Below are 8,746 nucleotides of genomic sequence, written 5' to 3'. Positions count from 1 at the left end.
TCACCCGTCCGCCGCTAGCTTTGTTCCGAAGAACTCCACTCGCTCGACTTGCATGTGTTAGGCATGCCGCCAGCGTTCGTCCTGAGCCAGGATCAAACTCTCAATAAAAAGTTTAATCTGTTGCTCAAATTACTTTGAGTCTTTAAATATTTTAAAAACTCTCAAAAGAATTGCTGGATTTATTTTAACTATATTCTGTTCAATTTTCAAAGACCATATTTTGTTATCGCTTCAAGCGACTTCCTTATCTTATCACCGACTCAACTTTGTGTCAATAACTTTTTTTCGAAGTTTTTTTGACTAAATTTCGTTAGCGACGAGACTTATCTTATCACTTATCAAAACAACTGTCAAACACTTTTTTATCTTGTGTTTTTGTTTGTTTCGCATTAGCGACGATATTTATCTTACCATCCTTCACATACTATTATCCACAGTTTTATTTTAATTATTCTAAATTATACACATTTTTTTCTTTTTTTCTCTATAATTCTTAATTTTGCTATTATTGATATACTAGGTACCGTTTTTGCCATAAAGTACCCCATATATTTATTGTTTTATTAATTCTATAAGTTTATAATACTTGTATACTATATGGATAAAACTACTTATTGAGGTGATCTTAATGAAAAAAATATTAAATAATGATTGGCAGGACTTATTAGAAGAAGAATTTAGTAAGGATTATTACTTAGCTTTAAGGAGTTTCTTATCTAAAGAATATAAGGAAAATACTATTTATCCTGATAAATATGATATTTTTAATGCTTTGCACTTTACTCCTTATAAAGATGTAAAAGTAGTAATATTAGGTCAAGATCCGTATCATGGTCCAAATCAAGCACATGGATTAAGTTTCTCTGTAAATCCTAATGTTGCTATTCCTCCATCTCTACTAAATATATATAAAGAATTGAAATCTGATTTAGGCTGCTACATACCGAATAATGGATATTTGAAAAAATGGGCTGAACAAGGTGTTTTACTTCTTAATACCTCATTAACTGTTAGAGCTGGTCAGGCTAACTCACATAAAAATATTGGTTGGGAGACTTTTACTGATAGAATAATATCTCTTGTAAATGAAAAAGAAGATCCTGTAGTTTTTATTTTATGGGGAAATAATGCAATTAAGAAAAAGTCACTTATAACAAACAAAAATCACTTAATTCTTACTTCAGTTCATCCTAGTCCATTATCTGCATCTAGAGGATTCTTTGGAACTAAACCATTTTCTAAAACAAATACCTTCTTAGAGTCTGTTAATAAGACTCCAATAGATTGGCAAATCGAAAATATATAAAAACGAGGTCGTTTAAATAAACTGTTTGTAATTTTAATAATCCTTAGATTAAGTTACAGTATATTTAACCGACCTCTTCTTAATATAGTGTGTATATTTCTCTTTAAAAATTCAACCATTAACTCTCCTTCTTTTATATATAGAATAAATAAAGGCTGATAAAATTCCAATTACTCCTCCTGCAGCAAAAGTTAAAGTTACATTACCTATAATAGTACCTATTAGAACCCCTGTCCCAACCCCTATTGCTATTCCTTTAGTTAAATATTCGTAATCCTTATCTGAAAGTATCATTTTTTCTAAAAACTTAACCATAATTACCTCCCTAAAACTCTTAATTAAATTATACAATACAAATATTAATAATTTCTTACGTAAAAGTTAATATTACCTAAATCTTGTGTGTCAATCGTATATATATTAGACGTATTAAACCTCTACTTAGTTCCTTCTAATTTATATTTTTTTTATTAATTTAAAAATATCATAATTAAGGTTAAGATATAGTTAAGTTATAATTGTTTTTAAAAATAAAAAAGCAACTTACATTAGTAAGTTGCTTCCTGGTGGCTCGACCAGGAATCGAACCAGGGACACGAGGATTTTCAGTCCTCTGCTCTACCGACTGAGCTATCGAGCCTTAACAAAAATTATTATACTAAATAGTTTACATTATGTCAAATAAATTTATTTAATTTCTTAATATGTATTTTTTAAAATTATTAAAATATACTTGTAGTATATAGTACTTTATAGTGGAGGTTAATTTGCAATTTGTTATATTCATTATTCTTATAGCAGCTATAGCCGGAATATATTTATATTATGACCAACAACTCGCTAAGGTAAAAAAACAATTAATGATAACATCTAATCAACTTAGGAAAAACAAGACTCAATATAGAGCATTAACTCCTATTAGCAAACCATTAAACATAAAATTTATTAGCCCCTCTTCCCAAATTGGAATAACTAATACTGGGGCAAAACTATACTTAGCTCCTACACTAGATTCTCCTAAGCTAAATACATTATCAATTAAAATGGAGGTTAAAATCCTAGATAGCGCTATCGTAGACAGTCTACTTTGGTTTTATGTAAATCTTCCAATTGATAGTGATATTAATTGTAGGGGTTGGATATCAAAAAATGATTTCTCAACAATTTTTCCTAACTCTAACTCTGTAATTCAATAATTTAAAAACATAATATAATAAAGGTGCGATATACGCACCTTTATTATTTCTTGTGTTCAATAATATTATATATTCAATTATTATGTTAAAACAACTTGTCTTATCATAACTAACAAATAAATCCCTATTATAAAAATAAAATATACATTAAAAACACTTTCTTTATTCTCTAGTCCATAGAAACTTTCTTTATCTATTATTCCACGTTTTATATTATTCTTCTTCAGTTTTTTTATTAATAGGTATGCAAGATATGAAAATAATATTGCTACACATCCATACTGGAAAGCTAATACTAATTTTTTGCCTAATGATATTGCTTTTAAACTAAATTCTGAATCTATAGTTGTTGGTAAGAATGATACTACTTTTTGTACTGTTATTGATGTTCCATTGATGATAAAGTGCATTATTACAGATGCAAATATACTATCAGTTATTCTTACAACTAATGCTAAAATAAATCCTAATGCAGTAGCATAAAGAAATTGTTGAGGATCTAAATGCATTATTCCAAATAATAGCCCAGATGCAATACAAGCCACATATATATTTTTATTATTATAACCAGATAATACTATTCCTCTTATTGTAATTTCTTCAGTTATTGCCGGAAGCACTGCTATTAATAATAGTAGTATCCAATATGGAGTACTTACTATTTGTCCAACAAAATTTCCTATCTCATTTTCAAAAAAGAATTGTGATATTAAAGAGAAGAAAGTCATTATTGGCTGACATACAAAAGCTAAGCATATCACAATTAATACATCCTTAATATGTATCTTATTAAGCCTTAATACTTTTTTAGGTGACTGTTTAGTAATTAGTAAATATATAATAGCTGGTACTATAAAAATAATCATATGATTTATACTTAACATTAACCTTATATCATTTATATTTAAAACTCTAAAAAGTATATATACAGGTAAAAATAATTGTAATAGCATAATTATTAAAAAATAAATATTAGCTTCTTTAATTTTCTTCATAAATTTCCTCCCCAACATAGATAAATACTAATAATTTAAATTTAAGTTGTATAATCCTCATTTTATTTGTTAATAATATTTAATGAAGTAAATTATACTTCATAGTTAATCGCCTCTCCCCCATTTTATTTATATACAAAAATAATCCCTTTGATATAATAGTTTACGATTAAAGGGATTATTTTTCATTTTATAGATATCCCTTTTCCTCTAATAAATCTTTTAACATAGTTAATGCCATTACTGTAGCTTCTTTTCTTATTTGATCTCTTTCACCACTGAAATTAAATTTCTTTACTACGGTTTCTTCCTCTAAATGTACACCTATATATACTAATCCTACTGGTTTCTCGACTGAGCCTCCCCCTGGTCCAGCTAAGCCTGTTGTTGAAATTGCAGCTTTTGATTCACTTACTCTAGCAATGCCATTAGCCATTTCCTTTGCAGTTTGTTCACTTACAGCTCCATATTTTAATAAGGTTTCCTCTCTTACACCTAATCTCTTTACCTTTGCCTCATTTGAATATGTTATAACACCTTCTAAATATGATGCTGATATTCCTGGATATGATATTAGTTTTGCTGCAACCATTCCACCTGTACATGATTCTGCAGTTGATATTGTTAAGTTATTTTTTAATAAACTTTCACCAATAATATATTCTAACTCTTTATCTTTATACATACTTTTCATACTTTACATCCCTCACATATATAAATTTTCTTAACTTAAATTATATACGCTTTACAAATAAAGGTATACAATTATTAGCAATAAAAATCTCTAAAGCATTTTAATGCTTTAGAGTTATGTACTATCTATACTTATTTGCGGTTATATAATAATCTCCACCACCACTTATTCCTTGTTCTAATATATTAAAATTATTTTCCTTTAACATCGAGGTAATTATGTTTATATGTTGTTTATTCTTTGTATCTAACGTTATCGTGAAATTATCATTTTTATCGACTATCCCCATATAGTCATGAATATCACTATACTCTCCTAGTCCTAAAGCTCCTCTTATATCCATTTTATAATCAGACATATCTTACCTCCATTCCTGTCATTCAAATTTTTGCAAACTCTCTGCATATAATTATTCTATGTAGCAATTATTTATTTATTCATAAAAAAGTAAAAAGAACGTCAACTATTCATAAATTTATATAAAAATAATTTTTTAAAGAATAAAAAAGCTACCAAATGGTAGCTTTTTATTTATACTAAGCTTCTTCTCTTAATCTTCTAGTTTCATCTAATATTTTTGCAACTTCAGTTGGAGGAACCTCCTCATACCTAGCAAATTTACTTATATAACTTCCTCTAGCTTGAGTCATTGAACGTAAATCAGTAGAGTAAGTAAACATCTCCGCCATAGGAACTTCTGCAATAACTTTTTGAAGTTTTCCTTCCTGCTCCATTCCTATAACTCTTCCTCTCTTTTTATTTATATCCCCCATTACATCTCCCATATATTCGTCTGGTATTAATACTTCAACACTCATAATAGGTTCTAATAATACTGGCTTAGCGCCTTCTAAGCCTTTCTTATAAGCAATAGAGGCAGCAATTTTAAATGCCATTTCAGATGAGTCTACAGGGTGGTAAGAACCATCATATAAAGTTGCTCTTAGGCCTATAACAGGATATCCTGCTAATACACCATTTGATAAACAATCTCTTATTCCCTTTTCAACTGCTGGAATAAAGTTCCTTGGTACTGATCCACCTACAACCTTATCAACAAATTCTAAATCAAGCTCTCCATCATTTCTTGGTTCAAATATAATCTTAACATCACCATATTGTCCATGCCCACCTGATTGTTTCTTGTGCTTACCTTGAACATCAGCTTTGCCTTTAATGGTTTCTCTATAAGGCACCTTTGGTTCTTGTAATATAACATCAGCTCCAAATTTATTCTTTAATCTACTTGCTATAACTTCTAAGTGTGTTTCCCCTAGTCCCCAGACTACAGTTTCAGCATTTTCTGTATCCCTCTCAACCTTAAATACAGGATCCTCTTCAGATAACTTAGATAAAGCTAAAGAAATTTTTTCTTCATCACCCTTAGCCTTAGGTAAAATAGACATAGGCATTACAGCTGTTGGAAAATTAATCTTATCATACATTATATTAAAACCTTGACTACATAAAGTATCTCCAGTACCTGTATATTGTAATTTAGCAACTGCTCCAATATCTCCAGCAATTATTTCTTGTACTGGAACTTGATTTTTCCCTCTCATAAAGAATAAATGATTTAATTTTTCAGTTTTTTCTTTATTAGAGTTTAAAACACTAACATCACCACCTACTTTTCCTGTTATTACCTTAAATAAAGATATCTTTCCAACAAATGGGTCAGCTATTGTTTTAAATACCATTGCAGAGAATGGTTTGTTATCTCCAACAGTTATGAAAACCTCTTCATTGTTGGTTAAATTTTTAGCCTTTTGAGATAGTGAGTATTCTGGTGATGGGAAACAATTAATTATATTATCTATGAATGATTTTATTCCTACTACTTTTGTAGCGCTTCCACATAATACTGGTGCTATCTCTCCTTGAGCACAGCCTTTTACTAGTCCTAAATAAAGGTCCTCATCACTTAACTCACCATCATTTAAATATTTATCTAAAAGCTCTTCATCATTTTCAGCTATAGATTCCATTAACATTTGTTTGCATTCATCAACTTTATCTACTAAATCCTCTGGAATATCTATATTCTCACATTTTAAACTCTTCTTATCAACTTTTATAGCAGTTTTTGAAATTATATCTACTATTCCATCAAAATCATTTTCTCTTCCAATTGGATATTGAATAGGCACAACGCTCATCCCAAATTTTTCTTTTAATTCATCTAAGGTCTTATCAAAGTGAGCATTTTCTCTATCCAACTTATTTATAAAAAATGCTCTTGGTAATTTAATTTTATTACAGTAATCCCATGCTTTTTCAGTTCCAACTTGAACTCCTGATACTCCACATACAACAATTGTTGCAACATCAACAGCCCTCATTCCTTGAACAACTTCACCTTGAAAATCAAAGTATCCTGGCATATCAACTAAATTTATTTTTGTGTTACCACTTTCAAAATAAGCCATAGAAGCTGATAATGATATTCCTCTTCTCTTTTCTTCTTGATCATAGTCCATTACTGTAGTTCCATCTTCAATCTTACCTAATCTGTCAGTGGTATTAGCATAATATAATAGTGCTTCTGCTAGAGATGTCTTTCCTGTAGCTCCGTGTCCTATTAAACCTACATTTCTTAGATTCTTAATGCTATAGTCTTTCATAATACATCGATAATACTAATATAAGTATTATCTTTCACCCACCTTTCTTATATGAATTTGTTTAGATTGTTTTCACTTAAATTACTAAATCTTATTGATTATATAGTTAATTTTTATGAAATTATATTCTAAAATAGTACTATACATAATTGCCTATTCATGATTAATTTTCCTAATTATTATAAAATTATTCCCAATTTATATAAGTGTAATCAATTGAATATTATCCTATGTAAGTAATTTATATATTAAGTGGCTTATATTATTACTAACTTTTTTAATATTTATAAAAAAACAAGACTTATCCATAAAAATTTATCTTATGTATAAGTCCTGTTTTATTTATTTTAATCTCAATTAAAAATATAATTTTATTAATGTATATTTCTCTTGATTATAATTATACAGATATTATAATAGCTAAAATACTCATTCAGTTATGTTAATGTTGTTTTCATTTTTTTTATTTACATTCATTTTAATACTTATGATTGTAATAATCATAGCTAATGAAGCTCCTGATGAATCAATTAAAACATCTTTAAAAGCCATTTCTCTTCCTGGTATAAAATATTGATGAATTTCATCTGTACAAGCGTAAAAAATTGAAAATATAAGAGCATATAAAATTGCTCTCTTTATACCAAAATAATATTTCATAACATTAACAGTTAAGAGATACAATATAAAATATTCTGTAAAATGAGCTGCTTTTCTTACTATAAATGTTGCAAGTTCACCTAACTCTTTATTTAAATCTATTCCTATCACTTGAAATAATTTCAATACCAATCCGCTCTGTTTACTAGATACATCTCCTGGTTGATTAGACATATAAAAAATTAATCCTATCCAGAATGATAACGCTATCCATCCTATTACTAGTCTTTTGTTTCTCATTTTATTCTCCTACTAATCTTTACACTTTATCTATTAAATATTTATTTACATATGCTAAAGATTCCTCAATAGTGCTTTGTCCTCTTTCTAGGTCTTGAAGTCTCATCTCTAAATTACAAACCCTTTGTTCTATTAAATACATAACCTCTTTTATATCACTTAAAAGTTTAATATCATAAGAAACTTGTATCCCATCAGAATCTATATATACTTTCTCTGGTGTAGAACCACATTCAGCACATTTAACATATACTCCTTCTTTATCTAAATCTCTAAATATTTTGAATGTATCATTATTACATTTAGAACAATTTGATAACATTATAAAATCATAATAGCTAATATCAACTTCATATTGACTTCCGCAATTCTTACAAGTCAACTTAAGATTATTATTATCAGTCTCTATAAAAAATGTATTTCCGCTACAACCTTCTTTTTCGCATACTACAGTCCTTATCATAAAGATTGCCCCCTTATTTATTTATGGTAATATTATTACCTAAGTAATTAATATGCTAAAGATTATACATATATGATAATAATTAAAACTTTATACTTATATAGCAATAACAAATTTATTTAGTACTATATAAAATTACTTACAATCTTCTGTTACTAAAATTGATTCTATTTCCATTTCAATTTCTTTTATTTGTTGGTCTATCTGATCTGTATTTTTATTAGCTAAAACTAATTGTCGTTTTTGTAACTTCAACTCTTTAAGTTTTACTTCTAGTTCTTCCCTCTTATTCATCCTGATTCAACTCCCCATATTAAACATTATATCTAAATAATAATTTATTACCTCTCTATAACATTAATTATATATCATTTTGCTCATATTCCTATAAGTAAATATAAACAAATTTTAGATATATTACGACATTCTTAATAATTGTATATAAAATAAAAAAAGCTACGAAATACTTCGTAGCTTTGGTGGAGGTAAAGGGAGTCGAACCCTTGACCCCTTGCGTGCAAGGCAAGTGCTCTCCCAACTGAGCTATACCCCCAAAAATGGTGGACCT

10 protein-coding genes, 2 tRNA genes and 1 rRNA gene are annotated in these 8,746 nt (G+C 28.2%); 2 read left to right on the top strand and 11 right to left on the bottom strand.

All coding sequences use genetic code 11. From position 1 onward, the window contains the following. Positions 1-108 (bottom strand): 16S ribosomal RNA (locus tag H8S20_RS12770); the annotation flags it as partial. A gap of 520 nt (positions 109-628) precedes the next feature. On the opposite strand from H8S20_RS12770, the gene H8S20_RS12765 reads away from it, so the two are divergent. Continuing rightward, positions 629-1,306 carry a uracil-DNA glycosylase gene (locus tag H8S20_RS12765; protein ID WP_186860373.1) on the top strand — a complete coding sequence of 226 codons (678 nt, stop codon included), beginning with the start codon at positions 629-631 and terminating at the stop codon, positions 1,304-1,306. 111 nt (positions 1,307-1,417) lie between these two features. Here the strand turns inward: H8S20_RS12765 and H8S20_RS12760 are convergent, their stop codons facing one another. After that, positions 1,418-1,621: a hypothetical protein gene (locus tag H8S20_RS12760; protein ID WP_186860372.1), complete on the bottom strand. Its 204-nt coding sequence runs from the start codon at positions 1,619-1,621 to the stop codon at positions 1,418-1,420. 249 nt (positions 1,622-1,870) lie between these two features. Next, positions 1,871-1,946: transfer RNA gene (locus H8S20_RS12755), tRNA-Phe, on the bottom strand. Positions 1,947-2,073: 127 nt separating this feature from the next. Between H8S20_RS12755 and H8S20_RS12750 the strand changes: the two genes are divergently transcribed. After that, positions 2,074-2,502 carry a hypothetical protein gene (locus tag H8S20_RS12750; RefSeq protein WP_186860371.1) on the top strand — a complete coding sequence of 143 codons (429 nt, stop codon included), beginning with the start codon at positions 2,074-2,076 and terminating at the stop codon, positions 2,500-2,502. A gap of 80 nt (positions 2,503-2,582) precedes the next feature. Here the strand turns inward: H8S20_RS12750 and H8S20_RS12745 are convergent, their stop codons facing one another. The 8 genes from H8S20_RS12745 to H8S20_RS12710 form a co-directional block, all read right to left on the bottom strand. Next, positions 2,583-3,497, bottom strand: a complete 915-nt coding sequence (locus H8S20_RS12745; RefSeq protein WP_186860370.1) for a CPBP family intramembrane glutamic endopeptidase — start codon at positions 3,495-3,497, stop codon at positions 2,583-2,585. A 190-nt stretch (positions 3,498-3,687) separates the two neighbouring features. Then, a complete protein-coding gene (locus tag H8S20_RS12740) occupies positions 3,688-4,191 on the bottom strand; it encodes a CinA family protein (protein WP_186860369.1) in 504 nt (167 codons plus the stop codon). Between the two features lie 121 nt (positions 4,192-4,312). Then, positions 4,313-4,549 carry a hypothetical protein gene (locus tag H8S20_RS12735; protein WP_032116729.1) on the bottom strand — a complete coding sequence of 79 codons (237 nt, stop codon included), beginning with the start codon at positions 4,547-4,549 and terminating at the stop codon, positions 4,313-4,315. 178 nt (positions 4,550-4,727) lie between these two features. Next, on the bottom strand, positions 4,728-6,815 hold the full coding sequence (gene fusA, locus H8S20_RS12730) for an elongation factor G (protein WP_186860368.1): 2,088 nt from the start codon (positions 6,813-6,815) through the stop codon (positions 4,728-4,730). Between the two features lie 429 nt (positions 6,816-7,244). Further along, complete coding sequence (locus H8S20_RS12725) at positions 7,245-7,715, bottom strand: VanZ family protein (RefSeq protein WP_186860367.1); 471 nt, start codon at positions 7,713-7,715, stop codon at positions 7,245-7,247. A gap of 19 nt (positions 7,716-7,734) precedes the next feature. Continuing rightward, positions 7,735-8,178, bottom strand: coding sequence for a hypothetical protein (locus H8S20_RS12720; protein WP_186860366.1), 444 nt, complete (start codon positions 8,176-8,178; stop codon positions 7,735-7,737). A gap of 135 nt (positions 8,179-8,313) precedes the next feature. Then, entirely contained in the window at positions 8,314-8,472 is a 159-nt protein-coding gene (locus H8S20_RS12715; RefSeq protein ID WP_186860365.1) for a hypothetical protein, read from the bottom strand. Positions 8,473-8,655: 183 nt separating this feature from the next. Further along, positions 8,656-8,731 (bottom strand) — tRNA-Ala (locus H8S20_RS12710). Positions 8,732-8,746 lie beyond the last annotated feature (15 nt).

Origin of the sequence: Clostridium hominis (assembly GCF_014287825.1) — a bacterium.
GTDB lineage: Bacteria > Bacillota > Clostridia > Clostridiales > Clostridiaceae > Clostridium > Clostridium hominis.
This window is presented reverse-complemented; position numbering and strand designations above follow the sequence as displayed.

Coding starts and splice junctions, on each gene's coding strand:
- H8S20_RS12765 (WP_186860373.1), top strand. CDS start 629: ATGAAAAAAATATTAAATAATGATTGGCAGGACTTATTAGAAGAAGAA.
- H8S20_RS12760 (WP_186860372.1), bottom strand. CDS start 1,621: ATGGTTAAGTTTTTAGAAAAAATGATACTTTCAGATAAGGATTACGAA.
- H8S20_RS12745 (WP_186860370.1), bottom strand. CDS start 3,497: ATGAAGAAAATTAAAGAAGCTAATATTTATTTTTTAATAATTATGCTA.
- H8S20_RS12740 (WP_186860369.1), bottom strand. CDS start 4,191: ATGAAAAGTATGTATAAAGATAAAGAGTTAGAATATATTATTGGTGAA.
- H8S20_RS12735 (WP_032116729.1), bottom strand. CDS start 4,549: ATGTCTGATTATAAAATGGATATAAGAGGAGCTTTAGGACTAGGAGAG.
- fusA (WP_186860368.1), bottom strand. CDS start 6,815: ATGAAAGACTATAGCATTAAGAATCTAAGAAATGTAGGTTTAATAGGA.
- H8S20_RS12725 (WP_186860367.1), bottom strand. CDS start 7,715: ATGAGAAACAAAAGACTAGTAATAGGATGGATAGCGTTATCATTCTGG.
- H8S20_RS12720 (WP_186860366.1), bottom strand. CDS start 8,178: ATGATAAGGACTGTAGTATGCGAAAAAGAAGGTTGTAGCGGAAATACA.
- H8S20_RS12715 (WP_186860365.1), bottom strand. CDS start 8,472: ATGAATAAGAGGGAAGAACTAGAAGTAAAACTTAAAGAGTTGAAGTTA.